22 protein-coding genes and 2 tRNA genes are annotated in these 24,110 nt (G+C 72.9%); 8 read left to right on the top strand and 16 right to left on the bottom strand.

The window, feature by feature from the left end; translation table 11 throughout:
* Positions 1 to 50 precede the first annotated feature (50 nt).
* Together ACZ4UU_RS33915 and ACZ4UU_RS33910 are read right to left on the bottom strand one after the other, a co-directional pair.
* A complete protein-coding gene (locus tag ACZ4UU_RS33915; protein WP_471907214.1) occupies positions 51 to 1,382 on the bottom strand; it encodes an MbnB/TglH/ChrH family RiPP precursor modification enzyme in 1,332 nt (443 codons plus the stop codon).
* A gap of 235 nt (positions 1,383 to 1,617) precedes the next feature.
* Positions 1,618 to 2,334 carry an aminoacyl-tRNA hydrolase gene (locus tag ACZ4UU_RS33910; protein ID WP_471907213.1) on the bottom strand — a complete coding sequence of 239 codons (717 nt, stop codon included), beginning with the start codon at positions 2,332 to 2,334 and terminating at the stop codon, positions 1,618 to 1,620.
* 38 nt (positions 2,335 to 2,372) lie between these two features.
* On the opposite strand from ACZ4UU_RS33910, the gene ACZ4UU_RS33905 reads away from it, so the two are divergent.
* Together ACZ4UU_RS33905 and ACZ4UU_RS33900 are read left to right on the top strand one after the other, a co-directional pair.
* The gene (locus ACZ4UU_RS33905) at positions 2,373 to 3,263 is read left to right on the top strand and encodes an ABC transporter ATP-binding protein (RefSeq protein WP_471907212.1); all 891 of its coding nucleotides are present in this window, start codon (positions 2,373 to 2,375) and stop codon (positions 3,261 to 3,263) included.
* The gene (locus ACZ4UU_RS33900) at positions 3,263 to 3,934 is read left to right on the top strand and encodes an ABC transporter (protein ID WP_471907313.1); all 672 of its coding nucleotides are present in this window, start codon (positions 3,263 to 3,265) and stop codon (positions 3,932 to 3,934) included. Before ACZ4UU_RS33905 ends, ACZ4UU_RS33900 begins: the two co-directional genes overlap by 1 nt.
* A gap of 8 nt (positions 3,935 to 3,942) precedes the next feature.
* Here ACZ4UU_RS33900 and ACZ4UU_RS33895 read toward each other — a convergent pair whose 3' ends face one another.
* From ACZ4UU_RS33895 to zapE, 9 genes are all read right to left on the bottom strand, one after another.
* Complete coding sequence (locus ACZ4UU_RS33895; protein WP_062719626.1) at positions 3,943 to 4,134, bottom strand: hypothetical protein; 192 nt, start codon at positions 4,132 to 4,134, stop codon at positions 3,943 to 3,945.
* Between the two features lie 18 nt (positions 4,135 to 4,152).
* Positions 4,153 to 5,010, bottom strand: coding sequence for a polysaccharide deacetylase family protein (locus ACZ4UU_RS33890; RefSeq protein ID WP_471907211.1), 858 nt, complete (start codon positions 5,008 to 5,010; stop codon positions 4,153 to 4,155).
* A gap of 100 nt (positions 5,011 to 5,110) precedes the next feature.
* The gene (locus ACZ4UU_RS33885) at positions 5,111 to 6,568 is read right to left on the bottom strand and encodes a serine/threonine-protein kinase (protein WP_471907210.1); all 1,458 of its coding nucleotides are present in this window, start codon (positions 6,566 to 6,568) and stop codon (positions 5,111 to 5,113) included.
* A 62-nt stretch (positions 6,569 to 6,630) separates the two neighbouring features.
* Positions 6,631 to 8,019, bottom strand: a complete 1,389-nt coding sequence (locus tag ACZ4UU_RS33880) for a PhoX family protein (protein WP_471907209.1) — start codon at positions 8,017 to 8,019, stop codon at positions 6,631 to 6,633.
* Between the two features lie 90 nt (positions 8,020 to 8,109).
* Entirely contained in the window at positions 8,110 to 9,024 is a 915-nt protein-coding gene (locus ACZ4UU_RS33875; RefSeq protein ID WP_471907208.1) for a slipin family protein, read from the bottom strand.
* Positions 9,025 to 9,129: 105 nt separating this feature from the next.
* Positions 9,130 to 10,587: a SulP family inorganic anion transporter gene (locus ACZ4UU_RS33870; RefSeq protein WP_471907207.1), complete on the bottom strand. Its 1,458-nt coding sequence runs from the start codon at positions 10,585 to 10,587 to the stop codon at positions 9,130 to 9,132.
* A 5-nt stretch (positions 10,588 to 10,592) separates the two neighbouring features.
* On the bottom strand, positions 10,593 to 11,171 hold the full coding sequence (locus tag ACZ4UU_RS33865) for a carbonic anhydrase (protein WP_471907206.1): 579 nt from the start codon (positions 11,169 to 11,171) through the stop codon (positions 10,593 to 10,595).
* An 81-nt stretch (positions 11,172 to 11,252) separates the two neighbouring features.
* Positions 11,253 to 11,657, bottom strand: a complete 405-nt coding sequence (locus ACZ4UU_RS33860; RefSeq protein ID WP_471907205.1) for a hypothetical protein — start codon at positions 11,655 to 11,657, stop codon at positions 11,253 to 11,255.
* A gap of 175 nt (positions 11,658 to 11,832) precedes the next feature.
* Complete coding sequence (gene zapE, locus ACZ4UU_RS33855) at positions 11,833 to 12,942, bottom strand: cell division protein ZapE (protein WP_471907204.1); 1,110 nt, start codon at positions 12,940 to 12,942, stop codon at positions 11,833 to 11,835.
* Positions 12,943 to 12,979: 37 nt separating this feature from the next.
* Here zapE and ACZ4UU_RS33850 point away from each other — a divergent pair, with 37 nt between their 5' ends.
* The 5 genes from ACZ4UU_RS33850 (at position 12,980) to ACZ4UU_RS33830 (ending at position 17,371) form a co-directional block, all read left to right on the top strand.
* Entirely contained in the window at positions 12,980 to 13,945 is a 966-nt protein-coding gene (locus ACZ4UU_RS33850) for a pyrimidine reductase family protein (protein WP_471907203.1), read from the top strand.
* A 109-nt stretch (positions 13,946 to 14,054) separates the two neighbouring features.
* Positions 14,055 to 14,528, top strand: coding sequence for an indole-3-glycerol phosphate synthase (locus tag ACZ4UU_RS33845; RefSeq protein ID WP_471907202.1), 474 nt, complete (start codon positions 14,055 to 14,057; stop codon positions 14,526 to 14,528).
* Between the two features lie 182 nt (positions 14,529 to 14,710).
* On the top strand, positions 14,711 to 16,102 hold the full coding sequence (murC, locus tag ACZ4UU_RS33840; protein ID WP_471907201.1) for a UDP-N-acetylmuramate--L-alanine ligase: 1,392 nt from the start codon (positions 14,711 to 14,713) through the stop codon (positions 16,100 to 16,102).
* A 13-nt stretch (positions 16,103 to 16,115) separates the two neighbouring features.
* Positions 16,116 to 16,523 (top strand): peptide-methionine (R)-S-oxide reductase MsrB, encoded by a 408-nt coding sequence (gene msrB, locus ACZ4UU_RS33835; RefSeq protein ID WP_471907200.1) that lies wholly within the window; start codon positions 16,116 to 16,118, stop codon positions 16,521 to 16,523.
* Between the two features lie 101 nt (positions 16,524 to 16,624).
* Entirely contained in the window at positions 16,625 to 17,371 is a 747-nt protein-coding gene (locus ACZ4UU_RS33830; protein WP_471907199.1) for a PP2C family protein-serine/threonine phosphatase, read from the top strand.
* A gap of 66 nt (positions 17,372 to 17,437) precedes the next feature.
* Here the strand turns inward: ACZ4UU_RS33830 and ACZ4UU_RS33825 are convergent, their stop codons facing one another.
* From ACZ4UU_RS33825 to ACZ4UU_RS33810, 4 genes are all read right to left on the bottom strand, one after another.
* Positions 17,438 to 18,463 carry a lysylphosphatidylglycerol synthase transmembrane domain-containing protein gene (locus tag ACZ4UU_RS33825; RefSeq protein ID WP_471907198.1) on the bottom strand — a complete coding sequence of 342 codons (1,026 nt, stop codon included), beginning with the start codon at positions 18,461 to 18,463 and terminating at the stop codon, positions 17,438 to 17,440.
* A 226-nt stretch (positions 18,464 to 18,689) separates the two neighbouring features.
* On the bottom strand, positions 18,690 to 20,993 hold the full coding sequence (locus ACZ4UU_RS33820) for a hypothetical protein (protein WP_471907197.1): 2,304 nt from the start codon (positions 20,991 to 20,993) through the stop codon (positions 18,690 to 18,692).
* 3 nt (positions 20,994 to 20,996) lie between these two features.
* Positions 20,997 to 21,068: transfer RNA gene (locus ACZ4UU_RS33815), tRNA-Pro, on the bottom strand.
* Positions 21,069 to 21,071: 3 nt separating this feature from the next.
* Positions 21,072 to 21,143 (bottom strand) — tRNA-Tyr (locus ACZ4UU_RS33810).
* Positions 21,144 to 21,293: 150 nt separating this feature from the next.
* Between ACZ4UU_RS33810 and ACZ4UU_RS33805 the strand changes: the two genes are divergently transcribed.
* The gene (locus tag ACZ4UU_RS33805) at positions 21,294 to 22,793 is read left to right on the top strand and encodes a glycoside hydrolase family 3 N-terminal domain-containing protein (protein ID WP_471907196.1); all 1,500 of its coding nucleotides are present in this window, start codon (positions 21,294 to 21,296) and stop codon (positions 22,791 to 22,793) included.
* 27 nt (positions 22,794 to 22,820) lie between these two features.
* Here the strand turns inward: ACZ4UU_RS33805 and ACZ4UU_RS33800 are convergent, their stop codons facing one another.
* On the bottom strand, positions 22,821 to 24,068 hold the full coding sequence (locus tag ACZ4UU_RS33800) for a glycoside hydrolase 5 family protein (protein WP_471907195.1): 1,248 nt from the start codon (positions 24,066 to 24,068) through the stop codon (positions 22,821 to 22,823).
* Positions 24,069 to 24,110: the final 42 nt, after the last annotated feature.

Raw genomic sequence — 24,110 nt, 5'->3', positions numbered from 1 at the left:
GGGATGACCGCGTCCAGCGGGGGGACGGTGGTTGGCGTAGGCGACGCGGCTCACCGCCGCAGCAGCACCCGCCGCGTGGCCCGGGCCAGCCGTACCCCCGGTCGCCGCGAGTGCGGCTTCGGTCCCGACCGCTCCAGCCACCACTCCCGCAACTCCGCGCGCACCCGCGCGTCTTCGAGCCGCCCCGCTGCCAGCAGGTGTCCGGCGAAGTCCAGGGCGTCACGGCGATAGCCGTCCGTCATCGGGTGCCCGTGGCTGTACGCCAGGAAGGCCCGTCGGTACCCGTTCCCGAGGATCACCGGCAGTTCGGGTGCCACCTTCGCCACGACGTCCGCCCGCTTCCCGGCGAGGGCCCGTGCCTGCACGCCGAGCCGCACCCGGTCGAACCCCTCCGGCACCGGCGTACCGGCAACGAGCGCGGACAGCAGGGCGGCCTGGGCGAGGGCGAGGCGCTGGCGGGCGGGGGCGAGTTCCGCGAGGTGGTCGGAGGCCGCGGAGTTCTCCGGTACGCGTGCCGTTTCCCGGGAGACTCCCCCGGCGCTCGCCTCCCTCTCCGCCGCCCCCGTCTCCAGAGCCCTCCGGATCGACGCCAACTCCCGTTCCAGCTCCGCCGGTTCCGGAAAGTTCTCGTCCCTCTCCAGCAGCACCCCCGGCGGGGACACCCGGGACGCGAGGTCGGCCAGGACGTCCAGGACCGGCTGCGGGACGGGGTGGGCGTGGCTGTCGTGCCAGACGCCGTCGCGTTCGAAGCCGCCCGCGACATGGACGTACGCGATGGCCTCCAGCGGCAGTTCGGCGAGCGCCTTGGCCGGGTCCTCGCCCCGGTTGACGTGGTTGGTGTGCAGATTGGCCACGTCGATCAGCAGCCGCACGCCCGTGCGGTCGGCGAGCTCGTACAGGAACTGGCCCTCGGTCATCTCCTCGCCCGGCCACGCGATCAGCGCGGCGATGTTCTCCACGGCGAGCGGCACGGGCAGCGCGTCCTGGGCGATCCGCACGTTCTCGCACAGCACCTCCAGGGCGTCCCGGGTGCGCGGTACCGGCAGCAGGTGGCCCGCCTCCAGGCGCGGGGACGCGGTCAGTGACCCGCCCGCCCGTACGAACGCGATGTGCTCGGTGACCAGCGGCGACCCCAGTGCCTCGACCCGCTCGGCGAGCGCGGCCAGCCGCCCGGCGTCGGGCCGCTCCGCCCCGCCGAGGCCGAGCGAGACGCCGTGCGGGACCACCGTCACGCCGCGCTCCCGCAGCCGCACCAGGGACTCGGGGAGATGTCCGGGGCAGACGTTCTCGGCGACGGCCTCGACCCAGTCGATGCCCGGCATGCGCTCCACCGCCTCCGCGATCTCCGGACGCCATCCGATGCCCGTACCCAGTCGCTCCATCGCCCCTCCTCGGCCTCTTCCCTGCCCGCTGTCCCGTCTCCTCGGACGTGTCGGTTCGTGACGGGGGTATGGCCCCGCCCGCCCCGCCCGAATCGCTCGGGGGACACCTTCAGAGCAACATTTGAGGTTCGCGCCCACGCCCAGCCACGCCCCGCGCCCAGGTGCCCGCGCCCCCGTCGACGGCCCCGCAAGGTCGTACGCGCCGGGCGCCGGGGATGTTCAAAGGCCGGGAGGCCTACCGCAGCGCCGGATGATCGGCGACGACGGTGCACGACCCGGGCGCGATCTCCGTGAACCCCGCGTCCCGCACCACCGGCAGCCCTCCGCCCGTCAGCTCACGCCAGCGCCCCGGCTCGGCGCCGCGCACCGCCAGCGGGAACCCCGCGTCGCGCCAGGCGGCCCGCTCCTCGTCCGACAGCTCCCACCAGGCGAGCTGCGCCGCGTGCCCGGTCTGCGCCATCGCCTTGCCGGCCGACATGTCGAGCTCGGGGTTCAGCCACAGCACGGGCCCCGCCGGATCGGCGTCCACGGGCGGCTCCGGATCGTCGAGATCGGTACCGGAGACCTGGAGCTTCGCCAGTTCCTTGGGCCAGCCGTCCAACGGCACGGGCGGGAAGACCCGCACCTCGGCCGACTTGCCGGTGACGGTGATGCCCGGCAGCCCTTCCGCGCGCCGCCACTCGGCGCCACGAGCCCGCCGCACGACCTTCCGGATCCGGGCGTCCTGCCAGTCCCGCATCGCCCGCGCCCACTCGCCCTCGCCGGCCGACCGCTCGTCGCTGAGGATCACCAGCACGGCGCGGGCGGCGGTTTCCAGCGCGTCGGTGCGGGCCGGGGGCGCGCTCTTCTCCATGCGGACGACCATGGGCAGCACGAACTGCCGTGCCTGGTCGCGGGCGCTCGGCTCGGAGCGGAACGGGCTGTCGGTCGTGGGCGTCGGATCGCTGTTCACGTCCTCAAGTGTGCCAACCCCGAGAGATGATGATCCCCATGCAACGCGATCTTCGTCTGGACAACGTGGGCCGCCGCTACGGCCTGCGCGGCCCCTGGGTCTTACGTGGCGTCCACCTCACCGTGACCCCCGGCGACCTCATCCGCGTCGATGGCCCCAACGGCACCGGCAAGTCCACCCTGCTCCGTCTCCTGGCCGGCATAGACGCCCCGACCGAGGGCCGTATCACCGGCCGCCCCCGCACCGCCTACGTCCCCGAGCGGTTCCCCACGGCCCTCCCCTTCACCGCCCTCGGCTACCTCACCCACCTCGGCAAGGTCCACGGCCTCTCCCGCCCCGCGGCCGCCCGGGCCGCCCTGGAGTGGCTCGACCGCTTCGGCGCCGCCGCCTACGCCCGTACGCCCATGACCCAGTTGTCGAAGGGCAGCAGCCAGAAGGTCGCCGTCGTGCAGGCACTCCTTGCCGAACCGCAGCTGCTCGTCCTGGACGAGGCGTGGACCGGCCTCGACGCCGCCGCCCGCGAGGAGTTGGAGCGGGCCGTCGCCGAACGCACCGCGGACGGCACCGCCGTGGTCTTCGTGGACCACGACCCCAGCCGCCTGGCGGGGGCGCCGGACGCGACGTACACCGTGCGGGACGCGGGCCTCGACCTCCGTACGGAACGGGCGGCCGCGGAACCCGCCGGCCCGCACATGACCGTCGTCGTCCAGGGCGCGCACGGCGCCCAACTCCCCGCCGACGCGACCCGTACGGTCATATCGGCCGAGGAACCCGAGCCCGGCACCCACCGCCTCACCCTCCCGGCCTCCCACTCCGACGTCCTCCTGCGCGCCCTGCTGACGGCCCGCCCGCCCTGGCACGTGGTGAGCGTGCGCCAGGACCCGCCCGCGACGGAGCCGAGACCGACCCCCGACGACGAGAGCCGATGATGACCGCCCTGCTCAGTTACCAGACCGCCCTGCTGGTCCGCTCGCAGCGCTGGCTGCCGCCGTTCATCCTGTACGCCGCGTTCCTCGGTATCGGCGTGCAGGGCGGCCAGCCCGTCCTCGACTCGCTGGGCTTCACGGCCGCGGGCCTGCTGCCCGTCGCCGCCTGGCTGGTGCGGATCTGCGTCACCAACGAGCCGCCCGCCGCCCGCGGTTGTGTCTCCGCGGCGGCCGGTCCCGGGCGGGCGCACCTCGCCGCGCTGCTCGTGGCGCTGACCGCCGCGGCACTCGTCGGCGCGGTCGCCACCGTCGTCGTCGCGCTCATCAGCGACCCCGTGAGCGCGGACCACCAGACGCGCGTATCCCGGCTGCCGGCGGGCGCGGCAGGGCTGCTCGCCACGCTGGCCTGTGCCCTGCTCGGTACGGCCGTGGGCGCCCTCACCACCTGGCCGCTGCTGCGCTCGACCGGCCGCGCGGTCCCCGCGATGCTGCTCGCGGCCCTGCTGGCCGTGGTGGTGACCGGCTCCCCGGCCCAGGCGGCGGTCAGCGGCCTGGTCACCGGCTCCCGCTCGGGCACCGTCCCCATGCCCCTGCTGCCGCTGGCGGCCGCGGCCCTGCTCACGGCGGCGGCGACCGCCGTGGCCTGCGCGCTCACCTCCCGAAGATCACCCTGAACGGACCGTCACCCTGAACAGGCGGTCCGCTGGGCCTCCTGCCACTCACACACCGGGCACATGGTGATCCCCTTGTACGACTCCGGGTACTCCGTCGGCTCCCGGCACAGCACACACTCCGCGTACGGCGGCCCGTCGGCCTTGGGCGGCCTGGTCGCGTCGATCAGGCAGTAGTCGTTCGTGGGCTGGTCCTCGCTCATACGTCCAGCGTACGAGCCTCAGCCCCGCCCGCCGGCGGCCCCGATCAGCTCGGACACCTTCACGAACCGGAACCCCCTCGCGCGCAGCTCGGGCACGACACGCCGGACCACCCGCTCGGTCGTCGGGGCGGCGCTGAGCGTGCAGTGCAGGACGACCACGGATCCCGGCCGCACCCCGTCCAGCACCTCCTGGGCAACGGCGCGGGCGTCTGTCGCGAAGGCGTCCCCGCTCACCACGTCCCACTGCACGGCGGTGACACCGACCGCGGCGAGCGCCTTCAGAGCGCGCCGGTCGTAGCAGCCCCCGGGAAACCGGAAGTACGGCATCGCGTCCCGGACACCCACCTTCCGGAACGCCGCGTACGCCCGCTCCACGTCCGCCCGCATCCGCTCCTCGCCGACCGTCGGCAGCCCGTAGCAGTCCTCGGTGAAGGCGTAGTGGCTGTAGGAGTGGTTGGCCACCTCGAAGAGCGGGTCCCGCCCGATGGACCGGGCCTGCCGCGGATACTCCTCGGCCCACCGCCCCGTCATGAACACCGTGGCCGGCACCTTCAGCTCCCGCAGCGCCGCGACCAGCCCCGGATTGTCGAACCGTTCCCCGCGCGCCGCCCGCGCCCCCTGACCTGCGGTCATGTCGGCGTCGAAGGTGAGCGCGACCGTCTTGCCCCCGGTCTGCGGTCCGTGCTCGAAGACCGGGGTCAGACCGGCGGGGCCGGGGGCGAGGGTGGGAGGTCTGGCCGAGGGCGAGCTGGTAACGGTGGTGCTGGACGCCGGGTGGGGAGCGCGGGTGGTCTCCGGCGCCCCGCAGGCGGCGAGCCCGCTCAGGGCCGCGCTCAGGGCACAGACGGCGGCGATATGTCGTACAAGTGTGATCACCGCATGAAGATATGGGGATCAGATGGTCATATCGGTACAGGTATGGGTGTGCCGAGCCCGTGTCACCCGCCCGGCGGGAGCGGACTGCCCAGGGAGCCTCTCAGTCGTCGCGTGTGCAACTGCCCGTCGGTGCGGTGACCGGAGGGCGGCACTGGAGCGCGGAGTCGGTCGCGTCCGTGCTCACATAGCGGCCGATGCAGGTGTTCGGCGAGGTGCGGCCCCGCTCGGCGCAGAAGGTCAGGGCGGCGTGGCCGTCGGTGAAGGGGCCGGGGGCGTAGAACACCCAGTAGCCGGGGCGCAGGGACGCGTGGTCGTCGCTGCGGAGGACGGCGGTCTCCGGTACGGACTGGCGGAGCACGGCGAGCCGACGGTCCCGGTTCGCGGCGCCGGCGGAGACGGGTTCGGAGTGGAGCTGGGCGATCCAGCGGCCGCCGGCCGGTGTCGGGGTGGGGGTGGCCGGGGTCGGTCGCTGCTTTGCCGGGACGGGGGAGCCGGTGGTGGTGGCGGTCGGCGCCGGTGTCGTGGCGCGGTCCTTGTCGTCGCCACCCGTGTCGCCGAGGCCCAGGGTGAGGACGAGCGCCGCCGCCGCGGCGACGGCCAACGCCGTGGCCGCGGCCAGGAGGGGAGTGCGGCGACGGGGTCTGCCTCCTCCCGTGGGAACAGCGGGAACCGTGGGGCGCGGGGTGTCCACCTGTGTGGGTGTCGGCTGCGGTGCCACGGTCGTCACCCCGGGCGGGGCGGCCCAGACCGGCGTCGTCCCCGTCTCCACCTGAGCGAGCATCTCGTCCAGCCGGGCGGCGTCCGGGCGCGCCGCCGGGTCGCGGACCAGCAGGGCTTCGAGCACCGGCGCCAGCGGGCCCGAGCGGGTCGGCGGCGGGAGCGGGTCGTCGAGTACGGCGGCCAGGGTGGCGAGGGTGGTGGGGCGGCGCAGCGGGCTGACGCCCTCTACGCACACGTACAGGACCACACCCAGGGACCACAGGTCGGCCGCCGGGCCGTCGTCGTGGCCCCGGATCCGTTCCGGCGCCATGTACTCGGGCGAACCGACGAACTCGCCCGTCGCCGTGAGGCCGGTCGTGCCCTGGAGCGCGGCGATGCCGAAGTCGGTGAGGACGGCGTCGCCGTCGGGGCGCATGAGGATGTTGGCGGGCTTGACGTCCCGGTGCTGGATGCCCGCGGCGTGCGCGGCCCGCAGCGCGGCGAGCACCTGCCGGCCCAGCCGGGCCGCGGCCACGGGCGTCAAGGCGCCGTCGTCCAGTCGCCGTTGCAGCGAGACGCCCGGCACCAGCTCCATCACGATCCACGGATGCGGCTCGGCGGCGACGATCTGGTGAACCGTCACCACATGCGGATGGCTCAGCCGCGCCAGTGCCCGCGCCTCCCGCAGCACCCGCTCGCGCATCACGCCGACCGTGTCCGCGTCGGACCGCACCGCCTTGAGCGCGACCTCGCGGTGCAGCACCGTGTCGCGAGCCCGCCACACGGTGCCCATTCCGCCACTGCCGAGCCGTTCCACCAGCTCGAACCGGCCGTCGACGAGATCCCCCGGAGCGTTCATGCCGCTCAGGTTAGAGGACGGTCGGAGAGCGGCCCTCCGCGTGGGGAGGTGTGACGGGACGGTTACCTGCGCCAGGGTCCTGTCACCGCGAACGTGGTGCCCGGCGTGTAGCAGTTCACGTACATCGTCCCGCCGTCCGGGGAGAAGGTGACCCCGGCGAACTCGCCCCACTCCGGTTCCTCGGGCGTCCCGATGTTCTGGGCGTTGCGGGCCATCGCGTAGACCTCGCCGCGTCGGGTCACGCCGAAGACGTGCTGGGCGCCGTTGCCGTCCTCGCACACCATGAGCCCGCCGCTGGGGGCGAGGCAGATGTTGTCCGGGGACTCGCCGGGAAGCTGGAGGTCCGTGTCGGGACCGAAGACGATCACCAGGGTGAGGCGGCGCCCGGCGGGGTCGTAGCGCCAGATCTGGCCGTAGTGGTCCGCCGCCGAGCCCTCCGCCCTGCGGGCGAAGGACGAGACGAAGTAGACGCAGCGGCCGCCCCAGTAGCAGCCCTCCAGCTTCTGCGCGTGGGTGATGCCCTTCGGGCCGAAGTCCTGGTGGCGGATGGGGGTCCGGGTGGCCAGGGGGTCCGGTACGTCGACCCACTCGATGTTCCCGAAGCTCGCGCCCGTCTCCTGGATCGAGGAGAGGTCGGGGACGCCCGGCACCCGCATCGCCTGGAGGCGGCCGCCGGCGCGCAGGGTGCCCAGGCCGCCGTGCGGCTGGTGCGGCAGGAAGCGGTAGAAGAGGCCGAAGGGCTTCTCGAAGGCGTCCTCGGTCTCGTAGACGATGCCGCGCCGCGGGTCCACCGCGATGGCCTCGTGCTGGAAGCGGCCCATCGCGGTCAGCGGCACCGCGCCCGAGCGGTGCGGGTTCGCCGGGTCGACCTCGAAGATGAAGCCGTGGTCCTTGGTGTAGCCGTTGGTGCCCGCCCGGTCCTCGGTCTCCTCGCAGGTCAGCCAGGTGCCCCAAGGCGTGGGCCCGCCCGCGCAGTTGACGGCCGTACCGGCGATGGCGACCCGCTCGGAGAGGACCTTGTCGTGCCGGTCGAGTGTCAGGGCCGTACAGCCGCCCTTGCCGGCCGGGTCGTAGGTGAGGCCCTCGACCGTCGGGACGGGAACTCTGCCGTCGGCGCGGTTCTCGTGGTTGCGGACCAGGTGGACGCGGCCGTGCCTGCCGGGCAGGGCCGTCATGCCGTCGTGGTTGGAGGGGACCAGGCCCTCACCGGAGCGCAGCCGGTCGCCCTCGCGGGAGAGGACCCGGTAGCGGAAACCTTCCGGCAGATCGAGCAGGCCCTTCGGGTCGGGGACCAGCGGGCCGTATGCGGTGTGGCCGAGGTTCTGTGCGGCGGCCGTGCCCGCGAAGAGTTCGGTGAGATTGCCGGCGAAGGCGATCGAGACGCCCAACGCGCCGGTGCGGGCCAGGAGTTGACGACGTGACGTACCGTCGGTGGTCGTGTTCTCGGACATGGGGAAACCTTCCTGCTGGCGGACAGGAACTGTGACCCCGCCGTGTCTATCACCTGGTGCGAGTCGCGTGAACCACGCGCGTAGCTCGTGTCACTTCCCCGTGGCGTCCTCGATGATGTCCTCGACCGTCCGCTCGACGTCCCGCTCGGCCGTGGGTTCGACGGCCGGGTGGGCGTCCTTGTCGGCGGAACCCTCCAGGGCCTTGCCCGCGTTCGGCTCCGGGGTGCGCTTGACGTGGTGCTCGTGGTCCTCGCCCCGCTCCAGGAAGCGGAGCAGTTCCACCGGGATGGGCAGGACCAGGGTGGAGTTCTTCTCCGCCGCCACCGCCATCACCGTCTGGAGCAGCCGCAACTGGAGTGCGGAGGGCGCGTCGGCCATCTGGTGGGCGGCCTCGGCCAGCTTCTTGGACGCCTGGAGCTCGGCGTCCGCGTTGATGATCCGGGCCCGCCGCTCGCGGTCCGCCTCGGCCTGCCGGGCCATCGAGCGCTTCATCGTGTCCGGCAGGGACACGTCCTTGATCTCGACGCGGTCCACCTGCACGCCCCAGCCGATGGCCGGGCTGTCGATCATCAGTTCAAGGCCCTGGTTGAGCTTCTCGCGGTTGGAGAGCAGATCGTCCAGATCGCTCTTGCCGATGATGGAACGCAAGGATGTCTGCGCCATCTGCGACACCGCGTACTTGTAGTCCTCGACCTTGATGAGCGCGTTCGCCGGGTCGACCACCTTGAAGTACACGACCGCGTCCACACGCACGGTCACGTTGTCGCGGGTGATGCCCTCCTGGGCCGGCACCGGCATCGTGACGATCTGCATGTTGACCTTGTGCAGCCGGTCCACGATCGGAACGATCAAGGTGAATCCGGGGGGCCGTACCTCCCCCGCCAGCCGTCCGAGCCGGAGGACCACCCCACGCTCGTACTGTTTGACGACCCGTGCGGCAGCCGCCACGTACACCAGGCCCGCGGCACCCACTCCCGCGGCCGCGCCCAGCAGCTCCTCCAGCATGACGACCTCCTTCGCCGACGGCTGTCCGAGGTCTGCTCCTGCAACGATATGCCCGGCGTCTGGTCCGGGGCCATGCCCGGCCCCGGACCAGAGGTCATACGGCGGTCAGGGAGCGGTGACCCGCACCGGTTCCGTGCCCACCGCGCTGTGCCGCTCGGCCCAGTTCTCCAGGGCCGTACGGAAGGCGTGGTCCAAGTGGTGCACCTCGGAGAGGTTCAGCTCCACCGGGCGGTCCTGGGGCAGTGACTCCAGGCTGTCGAGGATCTTCGGCAGCCGCAGGAAGGTCGCGTTGCCCGACAGGCACACCTGGATCGGTCCGGCGCCCTTGTCGACGACCTCCAGCTTCACGTGCGAGGCCTGCCAGGCGGTCTTGGCGACCGACAGGGCCAGACCGATCAGCACGCCCTCGAACATGTTCACCGCGACGATGGAGACGGCGGTGACCACGAGGATCAGCGCCTCGCCCCGGTGGCCCCGCCACAGGGAGACGATCCCGCGGAAGGGGATGAGCTTGAAGCCCGCGTGGACCAGGATGCCGGCCAGTGCGGGGATCGGGATCAGTGCCAGCGTGGCGGGCAGCAGCGCCGCGAACAGCAGCAGCCACACGCCGTGCATCACCCGGGACGCCTTGGTCTTCGCGCCGGCCTGGACGTTGGCGGAGCTGCGCACGATGACCGCCGTCATCGGCAGCGCGCCGAGCACACCGCAGACCGCGTTGCCCGCGCCCTGCGCCATCAGTTCCTTGTCGTACTCGGTGCGCGGCCCGTCGTGCAGCCGGTCCACGGCCGCCGCGCTGAACAGCGACTCGGCCGACGCGATGAGGGTGAAGGCGACGATCGTGGCCAGCACGCCGACGCTTGCGAGCTCGCCGAAGGCGTCCGCACCGGGCGGCTGGATGGCGCCCAGCAGGCCCTTGACCTCGACCGTGGCGACCGGCAGGGAGAACACGGCGGCCACGGCTGTCGCCAGGCCCACCGCGGCGAGCGGCCCCGGAACCGTACGCACCTGGCGCGGCATGCGCTTCCACAGCACCAGTACGGCGATGGTGCCGGCGCCCAGTCCGATCGAGGCCAGCGCCCCGGTGTTCCCGGTGGCGTCGACGAGCGCGCCGGGCAGCCCGACTATCTTCTCCAGGCCGGAGGCGGGCGCCTTGGCGTCCGCGACCGAGTAGAGCTGTCCGGCGATGAGCACAAGGCCGATACCGGCCAGCATGCCCTCGACGACGGAGACCGAGATGGCCCGGAACCAGCGCCCCAGCTTCAGGACGCCCATGAGGAGCTGGAGCAGGCCGGTGGCGAGCACCAGCACACCGAGGACCGGCAGCCCGAACTCCTGGACGGCCTCGAAGACCAGCACGGTCAGACCGGCGGCGGGGCCCGAGACCTGAAGGCTGCTGCCGCGCATCAACCCGGTGACGATGCCGCCGACGATGCCGGTGACGAGACCGAGCTCGGCCGGCACGCCGGAGGCGACGGCCACACCGACGCACAGCGGCAGCGCGACCAGGAAGACGACCAACGAGGCGGCGAAGTCCTGCCGCAGGTGAGGGAACTTGGTCATCATGGCGTTCACAGCGCCTCGAACGCGTCGGTCTCGGCGCTGTGGACGCGCACGGCGCCCTTGTGCACCTCGTAATACCAGGCGTGCAGGTTCAGTTGACGCTCCTTCAGCTTCTTCTCGATGAAAGGGTACGAGCGCAGCCGCAGCAGCTGCGTCAGCACGTGGGCCTGGACACCCTCGGCGACCTCGGGGTCCTCGACGGTGCCCGTCGGGCGCGGGTCGGCCTGCGCGAGCCAGTCGCGCACCGCCGGTACGGCGTTCAGGTCCTCGCCGCGCACCAGCGCGCCGACGGCACCGCAGTGGGAGTGGCCGCAGACCACGATGTCGCTGACGCCGAGGACCTCCACGGCGTACTCGATGGTGGCCGCCTCGCTGGTGGGGTGCGCGGAGGCGTACGGCGGGACGATGTTGCCCGCGGTGCGCAGCTCGAAGAGCTCGCCGGGGCGGGCGCCCGTGATCAGTGCCGGTACGACCCGGGAGTCGGAGCAGGTGATGAAGAGGACCTGCGGGGACTGCCCTGCGGCCAGTTTGGCGAACTCCTCAGGGCGCTGTCCGAACGTACGGGCGTTGTCGATGAGGGGCTGCATGTGTGGTGACTCCTCCTGGCGCGCCGCGACGGCGCGTCGGTGTGGCTTTTCATGACAGGGGTGGGGGGATTCCGCTGGCTCTCAGCAGCGGAAGACCTGGAGCCCCGCGGGAGTGTGGGACGTCGCGGATCTCGACGTGCGCTGACGCGCGCCGCCGGGTGTGCCCGGCTGGTGCGCGGACGCGGGGTCCCGGGTGAGCAACGGCCGGTCGGGTGCCTGGGGTCCGGTGTCGGCGAAACGCAGTTGGTCCCGGCCGCGCAGTGGGCCGGTCGGGTCCCCTTGGCCCGACGGCATGCAGTGGCGGAACGTGAGGGTCTCGTCGCGTAGTGCCTTGCCGGAGTGCTTGATTCCGGGCTGAGCCTTGGCCTCTGCCTGACTGACCGTATGCGCATGTGCGAAGGAAGCGCCGGGTGCGAAGAACTGGAGGGCGAGCAGGACGGCGGCGAGGAGCGAAATCACGGTCCGTGCCGTCGTACCTCGGAACATGCGCCCCCCTCCAGACAGTCCACACCTATGGCGCGCGCCAACGCTTGGTCAACCGTTGGTCAAGAAACACGTTAACCCGGCAAAGTTGTTTGCAGGGTTAACTTAACGTTTCGAGCTGAAGAGAGCCTGAAATGCGAGGGTGGCTTGGCTTGAACTCCCCCTTGACCAGGGGGAGTCAGTGGGTTACCAGGGCCTTGGCGTCACGGGCCAGTGCGGTGAGTCGCGAGATGGCGCGGAAGTACTTCTTGCGGTATCCGCCCTTGAGCATGTCCTCGCTGAACAGCTGGTCGAACGGCAGTCCGGAGGCCAGGAGCGGGACTTCACGGTCGTAGAGCCGGTCCGCGAGCACGACGAGCCGCAGCGCGGTGGACTGGTCCGGAATCGGCTGGACGTCCGTGAGACACACGGCCTTCAGGCCATCGGTCAACGCGCCGTAACGGCTGGGGTGGACTCGGGCGAGGTGCTCCAGCAGATGCGGGAAGTCGTCGAGCGAGGCGCCCTCGGTGGCGTACGCCGCCTTGGTCACCTGTTCGTCGGAGTACGGCGCCGGTGCCTCGGGCAGGCCGCGGTGGCGGTAGTCCTCGCCGTCGATGCGCAGGGGGCGGAAGTGGGCCGACAGGCCCTGGATCTCGCGCAGGAAGTCGGCCGCCGCGAAGCGGCCCTCGCCGAGCTTGCCGGGCAGGGTGTTGGAGGTGGCGGCGAGCGCGACGCCCGCGTCGACGAGCCTGCCGAGCAGCGTCGAGACCAGGACGGTGTCGCCGGGGTCGTCGAGCTCGAACTCGTCGATGCACAGCAGGCGGTGACCGGAGAGGGTCTGGACCGTCTGCTGGAAACCGAGCGCGCCGACCAGGTTCGTCAGCTCCACGAACGTGCCGAAGGCCTTGAGGGACGGCTCGGCCGGGGTGGCGTGCCAGAGGGAGGCGAGCAGATGGGTCTTGCCGACGCCGTAGCCGCCGTCGAGGTAGACGCCGCGGGGGCCCGCCGGCACCTTGGGCGCCTTCGGCCTGCCGAACCCGAGGAACCCGCGCCTGGCCTTCCCGGCACCGCTCGCGTGTGCCCCGCCGAGCCCGGCCGCGAAGGACTCCAGGACACCGACCGCCTCGATCTGGCTGGGCTGGTTCGGGTCCGGGATGTACGTGCTGAAGCGGACCGAGTCGAAGCGCGGCGGCGGCACCATCTCGGCGACCAGCCGGTCCGCCGGGACGTGCGGCTCGCGGGCGCACAGGGACAGCGGGCTCGCTTCGGCTATCGGGCTCGACTTGGACGCGGCGGAGGAGGACGACACGGTTCACCATGCTAAGCGCCGTGCCACACTCCATGACATGCGACGCCTGTTCCCTGTGACCGACGAAACAGCACCTAGGGCCTCCGGCGGTTCGGCCGGGGATGACGGGGTGGGGGCTGCCGAAGGGGGGCATGGGGCCGCGGGGGCCGATGGTGGCTCCGGTGCCGCGCCCGGCGCCCCGGCGGCCGGTGCTCCCGGAGGGGAGCCGGGGGCTGCGCATTCCGACGAGGCTGCCGCGGTCGCCGGCGCAGCCCCCGGGGGCGATGCGGTCGACCGGGAGTGGAGTCCTGCCGAGCTTGCCGCCGCCTACGCCTATCCGGAGCCCGGGCCCGCGGGGCCGGTGCCCTGGCTGCGGGCCAACATGGTGTCCACGCTGGACGGGGCCGCCCAGCACGACGGACGTTCGCAGCCCATCTCCACCGCGACCGACATGCGGATCTTCGGCACGCTGCGGGCGCTGGCCGACGTCGTGGTCGTCGGCGCCGAAACGGTACGCCAGGAGGGGTACCGCCCGGCACGCGCGCGTGCGGAGTTCGCCGAGGCGCGCGAGGCGGCCGGGCAGGGCCCCGCGCCGGCCATCGCGGTGGTCAGCGCCGGCCTGGAGCTCGACTACAGCCTGCCGCTGTTCACCTCACCCCTGGTGCCCACCCTGATCCTCACCGGCGCCGCCGCGGCACCGGAGCGGATCGCCGCGGCCGAGAAGGCGGGCGCCCGGGTCGTGATCGCCGGTGACGGCGTCGGCGTGGACCCCGTACGCGCCGTCCAGGCCCTCGCTGAGCTGGGTCACACCCGGCTGCTGACCGAGGGTGGGCCACGGTTGCTCGGCCAGCTCGTGGCCGCCGGAGTGCTCGACGAGCTCTGTCTGACGATCTCCCCGATGCTCACCGCCGGAGCCGCCCAGCGCATCGCCGGCGGGCCGTCGGTGGCCGTTCCGAAACGGTTCGAACTGGTCTCCCTGCTGGAGGAGGGCGGCTTCCTGTTCGGCCGGTACCGGCGGACGTGAGGTCAAAACGGCGGAATCCACCGTTCCGTTTAGCTTCCGCCGGGCACACTAAAACTCGCAGTCCCCGTGCGAGCACGGGGCAGGATGGTTTCCGCAGAAGGGGCGCCCGGTGTTCACAAGCGTTTTGATGATCGAGAAGGCCCTGACGTCCGCCGACGTGGAGTTCGTCACCACCTTGCACGGGGACGAGGAGGTCTCGTTCCATGTGCTGCTCCAGCCGCGCGGTGAGCAGGCCGACAGGCTGTTGCGCGCCATCGACGACATCGCGCTCGGGGAGCTTGACGAGGCCGTACGGGAGGGGAGCACTCCGGAGGGCGAGGAGGCGCTCAGTACGGGGGAGCGGGCGCTGGAGGTGTCGCTCACGGCACTGCGCTCGGCTGGGGCCGCGGCGGAGGGGCGGCTGTTGGAGGATCATCCGCTGGACGCGCTGCGGGCTGTGGTGGACGAGGTGGGGGCGGACGAGGTGATCGTGCTGACGGATCCCCACTACGTGGAGGAGTTCTTTCATCGGGACTGGGCGTCCCGGGCTCGGCACAAGGTGGGGGTGCCGGTGTTGAAGCTGTTCTCGCACAGCAGGGTGTAGCGCTTTTCGGGGGAGCGCCGTGGGGGATTTGTGGTCTGCCGGGTGCGAGTCCGTCGTGGTTGCTCGCGCAGTTCCCCGCGCCCCTGGGTGGGTGCGGTCCCCCGTGTCCCGGGCGCGAGGTCGGCCTTCCTACCCAATAGGCTGAGGGCTCACCGTCGTATCGCAATCCTGGGAGAACACGCATGGCACCCGGCATCCCCACCGCCATGGACCGACCGCACTTCATCGGCATCGGCGGGGCCGGGATGTCAGGGATCGCGAAGATTCTCGCGCAGCGTGGGGCCAAGGTGGCGGGCAGCGACGCCAGGGAGTCGGCGACCGCCGAGGCGCTGCGGGCGCTGGGGGCGACCGTGCACATCGGGCACGCGGCGGAGCACCTCGCGGACGACGCCAGCTGTGTCGTCGTGTCGTCGGCGATCCGGCAGGACAACCCCGAGCTGGCCCGCGCCGCCGAGCTGGGCATTCCGGTCGTGCACCGCTCGGACGCGCTCGCCTCGCTGATGGAGGGGCTGCGGCCGATCGCCGTCGCCGGTACGCACGGCAAGACCACGACGACGTCGATGCTGGCCGTCTCCCTGAGCGAGCTGGGCCTGCGGCCCTCGTACGCCATCGGCGGCGACCTCGACGCGCCCGGCTCGAACGCCCTGCACGGCGAGGGCGACATCTTCGTCGCCGAGGCGGACGAATCGGACCGCAGCTTCCACAAGTACGCGCCCGAGGTCGCGATCGTGCTGAACGTGGAGCTCGACCACCACGCGAACTACGCGTCGATGGACGAGATCTACGAGTCCTTCGTGACCTTCGCCGACCGGATCGTCGAGGGCGGCACGCTCGTGATCTCGGCCGACCAGGACGGCGCGCGGGAGCTGACCCGCCGGGTCGCGGCCGGTGATGTGCGGGTGGTGACGTACGGCGAGGCGAAGGACGCCGACGTACGGGTCCTGTCCGTCGTGGCACAGGGACTGAAGAGCCAGGTCACCGTCCTCCTCGACGGTCAGGAGCTCACCTTCGCCGTCTCCGTCCCCGGCCGGCACTACGCGCTCAACGCCGTGGCCGCCCTCGCGGCGGGCGTGGCCCTCGGCGTCCCGGCCGGCGAGCTGGCCCCGGCGCTGGCGGCCTACACGGGCGTCAAGCGGCGCCTTCAGCTGAAGGGCGAGGCCGCGGGTGTCCAGGTCATCGACTCCTACGCCCACCACCCGACCGAGATGACGGCAGACCTGGAGGCCATGCGCGCGGCCGCCGGGGACGCCCGGATCCTGGTCGTCTACCAGCCCCACCTGTTCTCCCGCACCCAGGAGCTCGGCAAGGAGATGGGCGACGCCCTCGCTCTCGCCGACTCCTCGCTGGTCCTGGACATCTACCCGGCCCGCGAGGACCCGATCCCCGGGGTCACCAGCGAGCTGGTCCTCGACGCGGCCCGCGCGGCCGGCGCCGAGGTCACGCCGGTGCACGACAAGAGCGAGGTGCCCGCCCTGATCGCGGGAATGGCGAAGCCCGGTGATCTCGTTCTCACCATGGGCGCGGGCGACGTCACCGACCTCGGCCCGCTCATCCTGGACCGCCTGTCGAAGTGAGGGGCAAGCACTCATGTCGTACGACGTCGAAAAGCCGGACGAGCAGTGGCGCACGGAGCTGACCCCCGCGGAGTACGCCGTGCTGCGCCAGGCCGCCACCGAGCCCGCCTTCACCGGTGAGTACACCAACACCAAGACGACGGGCGTCTACTCCTGCCGCGCCTGCGGCGCCGAACTGTTCACCTCCACCACGAAGTTCGAGTCCCACTGCGGCTGGCCGTCCTTCTACGACCCCAAGGACACCGACGCGGTCGAACTCGTCGAGGACCGCACCCACGGGATGGTCCGCACCGAGGTGCGGTGCGCGCGGTGCGGGTCGCACCTCGGGCATGTCTTCGAGGGCGAGGGGTATCCGACACCGACGGATCAGCGGTACTGCATCAACTCGATCTCGCTGCGGTTGACGCCGGACGAGGACTGACCCAGCGGCGGCCGTGGGTGTGCCGCACTGCGTTGGCACGCCCGATGCCGGTGTTCCTAGACTCGTAGGGGACGTCCGGTGCGGGAAGGCGGTGGCGCTGCATGCCGTACGTCGCGGTGAGTGCGATCAGCCATCCCGGACTGCTGCGCGAACGGAACGAGGACAGCCTCGTCGTCGGACCGTGGACGCTGTGCGCCACCGTGACCGAGAATCCGCAGACGCTGGTCTTCCCGCTGGGCACGCCCCTCGTCGTGGCGGTCGCCGACGGGCTCGGCGGCCATCCCGGCGGTGACCTGGCCAGCGCCCTGGTGGTCCGCCGGATCGCCTCGCTCGGTCCCGCGCTGACCGGCGAGGTCGCCGTCCGTGACGCGCTGAACGCCTGCAACCGCGCCGTGTACCAGGCGGCCGGGGGCGACCGGGGTGGCGAGCTCACCGCGATGGGGACGACGATCGCCGGGGTCGTCGTCCAGCCCGACTCGCTCATGGCGTTCAACGTGGGCGACAGCCGGGTCTTCGCCGCGTCGGACGACGGGTTGCGCCAGCTGAGCGTCGACGACAGCCCGCCGCACCCGGCCGGGCGCACCACCTCGCTCGTCACCCAGTGCCTGGGCGGATCGCCCACCTACCGCGCCGTCCACCCCCATGTCACGGCCGAGCCCCTGACGCCCGGGGAGCGCTATGTCGTCTGCTCGGACGGGCTGACGGATCCGCTGCCCACGGAGGCGTTGGAGGAGGTGCTCCGGGAGCACGACGACGGCCGGGCGGCCTTCGAGCTGTGGAAGGCCGCCATCGAGGCGGGCGGGCCCGACAACATCACGGTGGCGGTGGTGCGGGTCGGGCAGGAGTGAGCGGGCCGGTCGGTTCGCCGGTCAGGCGGGTCAGGCGGGTCAGGCGGGTCAGGCGGGTCAGGCCGGTCACAGGATCTTTCGCTGGACCATGATCGAGAGCACCAGCGCGCCCGGCAGCAGTGGCACCCAGACCGTCAGGACGCGGTAGCCGATGACGGTCGCCGCGGCCAGGCCCGTCGGGGCGCCGAAGGTGACCATCGTGAACACCAGGGCCGCGTCCACGGGGCCGATGCCGCCCGGCGCGGGCACGGCGCCGGCCGCCGTGCTGGCGAGGAGGAGGGCGAGGACCACCTGCGCCCAGGACAGCGGCAGACCGAGAGCGAAACCGACCGAGGCGATCACGCTCGCCTGGAGCAGCGGGGTGGCGGCGGCCCCACCCCACAGGGCGAGGACGCGGCTGGGCCGGGTGTGCAGGATTCGCGCGTCGGTCAGGGCCGTGCGCAGGAAGCGGAGCAGGGGGCGCCGTAGCGGGCGTACGGCTGTCACGAGTACGCCTGCCGCGGCCAGGCCGAGCGTGACGCCTCCGGCGACCATCAGCAGTGTCCGCTCGTCCGGGACGAGTTCGCCGAGGTGCAGCAGTTCGGGGTAGGCCAGGAGGAAGGCGAGGAGCACCGCTGTCTTCGCGATCGGTTTGACCAGCGAGTACAGGGCGAGTGACGCGGTGGCCCGGGCCAGGGGGATGCCGCGGTTCTGCAGGAAGCGCAGGGTGACGGCATGGGCGCCCAGGCCCGCCGGGAGCACCTGGTTGGCGGCGCCGGCCGCGAACTGCGACGCGAGCAGCAGGCCCGGCGGGAGCCGCTCCGGCAGGGCGCCCTGGCGGACGACCGCGGCGATCACCCAGCCCATACAGGTGAAGAAGAGGCCGGCCAGCAGCCAGCCGGGGTCGGCGGAGGCGAGCTGGACGGCGCCGTCGCGGACGGTGGGCCAGTCGGCCACCGCCCACGCCCCGATCAGCAGGAGCGGGAGCAGTGTCAGGGCGTGGCGGGCGAGGCGGGCGGGGGAGAGCCGGGAGCACGCGGGAGCGGGAGCGGGAGCGGAAGTGGGGCGGGCGGGTAGCGATCCGGGGAGATCGCTGAGCGGGAGCGATGACACGGCGCGGTCGTCCTTCCGCGTCCTGACCGCGCGGACGCGGGGCGGACTGCTAGAGGGCGAGGCAGGAGGGGACGACGGAAACGTGCCCGCCCGCCGTGACGTCGCGGTGTCCGGAATCCGAAGCGACGTCGGCGGGCGGGCGACGTGACCGGGGATTGGTCTATGCCCGATCCGCCCGGCCCCGAACCACGGGTCCCCGGCCGCGCCCGCCTCGCGTCCCCGCCCCTCACCGCATCCAGTGCCCCGTAGTACTCCACCCCAGGAACCGGCGTGCGCGGCCCCCGTCCGCCGTTCCGTCGCTGTCGAAGGCGCCGCCCTCGACCGTGCGGGCCAGGCCCGCCAGGGCCGGGGCCAGCCGGGCCGCCACGTGGGCGGGGTGGCGGGCCGTCTCCTCGGCGAGTCCGGCGAGGAAGCGGCGCTGGTCGGCGGGTGGGCACAGGGACAGGTGGAACAGCATCTGGCGCCACGCGTACGCCGCGTCCTTGATGGTGGGCAGCGGGCGCCGGTTGTTCTGCACCCGGGCCGTCAGTCGGCACACGGTGCCGAAGCAGCGGTGCGCCAGGTCGGCGAAGCCGGGCCGTGGGGCGATCTCCACCCGGTGGACCAGTGTGGCCAGGTTGTGGGTGGTGAGGATCTGCGCCTGCTCGATCACCGTGCCGTTCGCCGCCACGGACCAGGACCCGGACGAGGCCGCCCCGGCCCGCTCCATGCACAGCCGCGCGAAACCGGGAGACGTCCGGGCACCGTAGGAACGGCTCAGCGCGGCGCCCGTCTCGGCGATCGCGAGATTGCGGATCGCCCCGTAGTCGATGCCGTAGTAGCGCTCGTACAGCGTGCCGCGGAGCAACTCGCCCGCGATCCGGGCCGCCGTGAGGAACTTCGGGCTGAACGTGCCCATGAAGATGTCGGCGGCCAGCTCCTCCACGAACGGCGCGCCCAGGTCGCACTGGCGGGCGAGCACGCCGAGCTCGCGGACGAGCGGGTTGGGCAGGATCGTGCCCGGGAATGCCTGCACGGCCAGCTCGCCCAGCTGCCGCAGCACGGTGAGCGCGCCCTCCTCGTCCGACTTGCCGATGACGGCGGACCGCTGCCCGGCCACCGCCCGCACCCAGGGCAGCTCCTCCACGCGCACCTGACGTTCCAGGTTGACCAGGAGCAGGGAGCGGCGGCTGGCGAAGGCCCGGTGGTTCGCGGCCATCAGGGCCCGCAGCGCCTCGTCGCCGTACGCCTGCGCGGTCGTGGCGGCGACCAGCTGCGGGACCAGTTCGGCCATGACCTCGGCGGACGGGACGACACCCCGCTCGACGAGCGTGTCGATCGGTGCGCTCAGCGCGGCCTCGACCACCTGCCGGATCACCGGCGGGACATCCGTCGCGACGGGCAGGCCGGTCTCCCGCTCCTCCCGCTCCGTGACGGGCGTCAGCAGCGGCGGGACGTCGGTGATGCCCGTGTCCTGGGGCAGTTCGGCGAGCCGGCGCAGCATCAGCTGGGCCAGCGCGTGATGGGACGGGAGCGCCGCCTGGTGCGTCTGCCGCCGGCGCAGGGCCGTGTGCGGTGCCGAGCCGGGCACGCCACGGCGGCGCACCATGGACTCCACCGCGTGCCGCAGCAGACCCAGCCGGCGAGCGTCCAGCGGCCGTCCGGCGACGGTCTCCTCCAGCGCTCCGCGCAGAATGCCCAGGTTCTGCTTGGGGTTGCGGTGCTTGGTGCAGCGGGTGTGCTCCGCGGCCAGTCGCCGGTAGCGGGCCAGCAGGTCGGCGCCGCGCGCCGACCAGTCGGCGTCCGGGGCGAGTTCGAGCACCCGGCCGCCCCCTGCCGTCTCCAGCCAGTGGACGAGCAGTTCGTCGCCGAACGGCTGCCATACGGCGAGCGCCTCGCGCTGGGCCTCGACGGCCGCGTTGGGGCGCCGCTGTACCAGGGTGTCTACGGCGTCGGAGACGGTGCTGCGGTGCACGGCGGTGACGGGGTCCGGCGCGGGGCCGTCCGCGGGGCGGGGCAGGAAGCGCAGCCGGTCGGCGAACGGCTCCAGTTCGGCCGCGAGATCCAGCGCCGCGTCCGTCGCCCCGTGCCGCACCAGCCAGGCCACGGTGAGCAGCGCGGCCTCCTCGGGCACGCCGACCTCGTAGTGGCCGTCGTCCAACCGCGCCCACAGCCAGGCGAGTCCCGCTTCGGTCAGACAGTGGGCGAAGAGCGCGCGCCGCTCGGCGGGCACCCCGAGAACACGCGCGGCCTCGGTCTCGTACGGCTGGAGCGGGCCGCCCGCACCGGGCGTCCCGGTCGCGAAGCCGCCCCGCATCACCTCGGGCGTCACCCAGGCCGGCAGCCCGACCAGCGGGGTGCGCGAACCGACCCTCAGCCGGCCGGCGGCCATCCCCGCGAGCACCGCACGCCAGCGCTGCCCGCGCTCCTCGGCCCGGCGCCGGGTGGCGGGGTCGTGGTGGGTCAGCGCGGTCGTGAAGGCCTTGGCCAGCTGTGCCGCCGGGTAGGACGGGGTCGCGACGAGGGGCTGCTGCTCAGCGTTGTCGTTCATAAGCCGACGTGGCGGGTTCCGCCCCCGCGCCCTCCGGGTCCCGAGCCCGGTGCTCTGCTGCTGAGCTACACGTCGAGGCCGACGTGGCAGGTGCTGCCCCTGCGCCCTCCGGGTGTACAGCCCGGTGCTCTGCTGCTGAGCTACACGTCGACGAAGTCCGACGGTAGACGCCCGTGCGATCACCGTACAAACGGGTTTCCGACGGTCACCGCCGGGCGGGTGACCGTGCGAGGCGGGTTGCTGAATCAGTGATCCATCGAGAGGTTGACTTTCGGCTGATCGAGCCAGAGCATTGCCGGGGTGAGCCACTTCGAGCATGTGCACGGGTCCTCCCGGTCGACCGCCCTCCCCGCCGACCTGGACGAAGCCGCCCACCGCTGTCTCGTCGCCGGGTTCGACGGCGCCACGAGCGTGCCGGACACCCTCAAGGAACTCATCGACCGCGGCCTCGGCGGGGTCATCCTCTTCACCCGCAACATCCGCGACGCCCGGCAGGTGCGCCTCCTCACCGACGAACTGCGCGCGATACGCCCGGACATCGTCGTCGCCGTCGACAACGAGGGCGGCGGCATCGGCCACCTGGTCACCGCCGGCGCCCCCGAAGTCCCCGGCTCCTACGCCCTCGGCGTCGTCGACGACCCCAACCTCACCGCCCGCTGCGCCGACGCCCTCGCCGGCCATCTCGCCACCCTCGGCATCACCGCCTCCTACGCCCCCGTGGCCGACCTCCAGCACCGGCCGGACAACCCGATCGTGCGCACCCGCTCCTTCGGCGCCGACCCCGAACTCGCCGCCCGCCACCTGCGCGCCTGGATCACCGCCACCGAGGCCCGCTCCGTCGCCTCCTGCGCCAAGCACTTCCCCGGCCACGGCGGCACCGTCACCGACAGCCACCACGGCATCGCCGTCGACCCGCGGCCGTACGACGAACTCCGCGCCGACCTCGAACCGTTCCGCGCGGCCATCGACGCGGGCGTGCCGATGCTGATGAGCGCCCATGTCGTCTTCCCGGCCCTGGACCCGGGCCGCCCCGCCACGCTCAGCCGCCGCGTCCTCGGCGACCTGCTCCGCCACGACCTCGGCTTCGACGGCGTCCTCGTCAGTGACGCCCTGGAGATGAAGGCGATCGCCGACCAGTACGGCGAGGCGGTCGGCGCGCGCATCGCCCTGGCCGCCGGCGCGGACCAGGTGATCGTCGCCGTGGGAGACCTGAACGTCACCCTGGACTGCCGGGACGCCGTCCTAGACGCGCTGCGCACCGGCCTGCTGGCGGAGGAACGGATCGAGGAGGCCGCGGGCCGGGTACGGCGGCTCGCCGAGCGGTACGCGACCCCCGCGGCCGCCGTCGCCGCCTGGGACGAGGGCGCCGGACTGGAGGCCGCGCGCCGGGCCGTACGGAGCCGGGGGGTGCCGCCCGCCGTGCGCGGCGCCCATGTCGTCGACCTGTTCCCGCCGCCGCACCCCGCGCTCAACTGGGGTGGCGAGGACCTGCTGACCGAGATACGCGCCGTCGACCCCACGGCCACCGGCACGGCCGTCACCGGAGACGCGGCCGACCCCGCCGAACTCGTCGACGGCATCCTGCGCTGCTGCGGATCCGCCGCGCTGGTGGTGGCCACCTGCGACGCCGGACTGCACCCCTGGCAGGCCCGGTTGCGCGACGCCCTGCTGGCGCGGCGGCCGGACGCGGTACGGGTGGACACCGGGCTGCCGGAGGGCGGCGCGTTGTGCTCGTACGGACGGGCGCGGGTCAACCTGCGGGCGGTCGCCGAGGCGTTGGCGGGCGTCGCCGTCGGCTGACGCCCGCCGGTCGATTCGGGCGGCGGCTCAGGACGGCCGTACGACCTCCTCGATGCCCCTGGCCGCCAGGTACTCCGCGTCCATTGCCCGCGCGGCCAGGACCACCGCCGGGCGCAGCCCCTCCGCCCGCATCCGCATCCACGCCTCGAAGTACGCGCCGCCCGGCCCGGACACCGACCGGGTGCCCGGCGTGCAGTCCAGGAGCAGGGCGGTGGTGCGCGGTCGAGCCGGGGCCGGGGCTTCGCGCAGGTCGGCGATCGTGTCGGCGAGGGCCTCGGCGATCGGCTTCGCGCGGCCCGTGGAGTCGAACAGGCCCAGCGTGTACTCCAGTTCCGGGAAGTCGGCCAGCGACCGGTCCACGTCGTGCGAGCACCACCAGGTCACTCCCCACAGCCCCGCGCACTCGGCGGCGTTGCGTACGGTGTCCCGCGCGAAGTCGGGGGCGTCGGCGGCCGGGATGTGCGGTGCGGGGGCGCCGGTCTCCTGGACCCAGACGGGGCGGGCGGGGTCGGTGGCGTACGCCTTGGCCAGTTCGGTGCCGTACTCGGCGAGGTGCCGGACCTGCGGGGAGCGGGGGCCGTAGCGGCGGGCGCAGTCGCCGGAGAACACCCAGGGGTGGATGGTGGTCAGATCGCCCTTGCGGGCCGAGGCCTCCGGGGTGAAGGGGTGGTCGTCGCCGTACCAGGCGGCGTCGTAGGCGGAGTGCGTGACCAGGCCCCCGTCCGGGCCGAGTCCGTCGCGGGCGGCCGCCAGCAGGGTGTCGAGGTAGTGGTCGACCTCGTCCGCCGTCACCGGGTTGTGCTCGACCAGGTTGTTGAGCTCGTTGCCGAGCTGGAGGCCGATGAGGTTCGGCCGGCCGGTGAGCGCGCGGCCCAGGGTGCGCAGGAGGTCGGCCTGGGCCTGGACGGCCTCCGGGTCCGTGAAGACGTTGCGGTGGTGCCAGCTGCGGGTCCACTCCGGGTAGAAGTCGAAGCTCGACAGGTGGCCCTGGATGCCGTCCACCATCACGTCCAGACCGGCCTCACCGGCCAGGTCGACGAGGCGCGCCAGCTGGTCGACCGCCGCGGGGCGCACGAGAGTGCGGTTGGGCTGGAGCAGCGGCCACAGGTGGAAGACGCGGACGTGGTCGAGGCCGAGACCGGCGATCCGGTCCAGGTCCTCACGCGCGCGCGGCGGGTCGAAGTCGTGCCAGGAGTGGAACCAGCCGTGGCGGGGCGTGTAGTTGACGCCGAAGCGGAGCGGGTGGATGGGATCCTCCTCGGGCCGGGCCCGCACGGGGGCTTGGCAGCCGTCTGTCTCTTGTCCGTTGTCTCTTGT

The organism is Streptomyces sp. NPDC028907 (assembly GCF_055564995.1).
The sequence above is the reverse complement of the archived record's forward strand: the minus strand, read 5'-3'. Positions and strand labels throughout refer to the sequence as shown.

What these genes read in the sequence shown, in the direction of transcription:
- ACZ4UU_RS33915 (WP_471907214.1), bottom strand. Translation starts at nt 1,382, where the DNA reads ATGGAGCGACTGGGTACGGGCATCGGATGGCGTCCGGAGATCGCGGAG.
- ACZ4UU_RS33905 (WP_471907212.1), top strand. Translation starts at nt 2,373, where the DNA reads ATGCAACGCGATCTTCGTCTGGACAACGTGGGCCGCCGCTACGGCCTG.
- ACZ4UU_RS33900 (WP_471907313.1), top strand. Translation starts at nt 3,263, where the DNA reads ATGACCGCCCTGCTCAGTTACCAGACCGCCCTGCTGGTCCGCTCGCAG.
- ACZ4UU_RS33895 (WP_062719626.1), bottom strand. Translation starts at nt 4,134, where the DNA reads ATGAGCGAGGACCAGCCCACGAACGACTACTGCCTGATCGACGCGACC.
- ACZ4UU_RS33885 (WP_471907210.1), bottom strand. Translation starts at nt 6,568, where the DNA reads ATGAACGCTCCGGGGGATCTCGTCGACGGCCGGTTCGAGCTGGTGGAA.
- ACZ4UU_RS33880 (WP_471907209.1), bottom strand. Translation starts at nt 8,019, where the DNA reads ATGTCCGAGAACACGACCACCGACGGTACGTCACGTCGTCAACTCCTG.
- ACZ4UU_RS33875 (WP_471907208.1), bottom strand. Translation starts at nt 9,024, where the DNA reads ATGCTGGAGGAGCTGCTGGGCGCGGCCGCGGGAGTGGGTGCCGCGGGC.
- ACZ4UU_RS33870 (WP_471907207.1), bottom strand. Translation starts at nt 10,587, where the DNA reads ATGATGACCAAGTTCCCTCACCTGCGGCAGGACTTCGCCGCCTCGTTG.
- ACZ4UU_RS33865 (WP_471907206.1), bottom strand. Translation starts at nt 11,171, where the DNA reads ATGCAGCCCCTCATCGACAACGCCCGTACGTTCGGACAGCGCCCTGAG.
- ACZ4UU_RS33860 (WP_471907205.1), bottom strand. Translation starts at nt 11,657, where the DNA reads ATGTTCCGAGGTACGACGGCACGGACCGTGATTTCGCTCCTCGCCGCC.
- ACZ4UU_RS33850 (WP_471907203.1), top strand. Translation starts at nt 12,980, where the DNA reads ATGCGACGCCTGTTCCCTGTGACCGACGAAACAGCACCTAGGGCCTCC.
- murC (WP_471907201.1), top strand. Translation starts at nt 14,711, where the DNA reads ATGGCACCCGGCATCCCCACCGCCATGGACCGACCGCACTTCATCGGC.
- msrB (WP_471907200.1), top strand. Translation starts at nt 16,116, where the DNA reads ATGTCGTACGACGTCGAAAAGCCGGACGAGCAGTGGCGCACGGAGCTG.
- ACZ4UU_RS33830 (WP_471907199.1), top strand. Translation starts at nt 16,625, where the DNA reads ATGCCGTACGTCGCGGTGAGTGCGATCAGCCATCCCGGACTGCTGCGC.
- ACZ4UU_RS33820 (WP_471907197.1), bottom strand. Translation starts at nt 20,993, where the DNA reads ATGAACGACAACGCTGAGCAGCAGCCCCTCGTCGCGACCCCGTCCTAC.